General features: G+C 61.3%; 1 pseudogene. It reads left to right on the top strand.

From position 1 onward, the window contains the following. Window positions 1-369 (top strand): annotated as a pseudogene (locus FG154_RS20860) (integrase core domain-containing protein); the annotation flags it as partial. Between the last annotated feature and the right edge of the window lie 39 nt (window positions 370-408).

The raw sequence follows: 408 nt of genomic DNA, 5'->3' as shown, positions 1-408 counted from the left end.
TGATCGCCGCCCTGGAAAGGGCATTGGGCTGGTCCACCATAGCGACAGGGGTTCCCAATACCTGTCCATTCGTTACAGCGAACGTTTGGCGGAAGCCGGGATCGAACCTTCGGTGGGCAGCGTCGGCGATAGCTACGACAACGCCTTGGCCGAGACGATCAACGGGCTGTTCAAGGCCGAGGTCATCCACCGTCGTGGGCCATGGCGAAGCTTCGAGGCCGTCGAATATGCCACGCTGGAACGGGTGGACTGGTTCAACAACCGCGTCGATGCAATGCATCGACCCTCGAGCCGATCGGGAACATCCCGCCGACAGAAGCCGAGGCCAACTTCTACGCTGCTCTGGAAGCTGCACCCATGGCCGCGTAACTAAACGAAATCGGCCTCCGGCAAACCCGGCGCGGTTCA

The sequence above is a fragment of the Cereibacter sediminicola genome, from assembly GCF_007668225.1.
Lineage (GTDB): Bacteria > Pseudomonadota > Alphaproteobacteria > Rhodobacterales > Rhodobacteraceae > Cereibacter_A > Cereibacter_A azotoformans.
The sequence above is the reverse complement of the archived record's forward strand: the minus strand, read 5'-3'. Positions and strand labels throughout refer to the sequence as shown.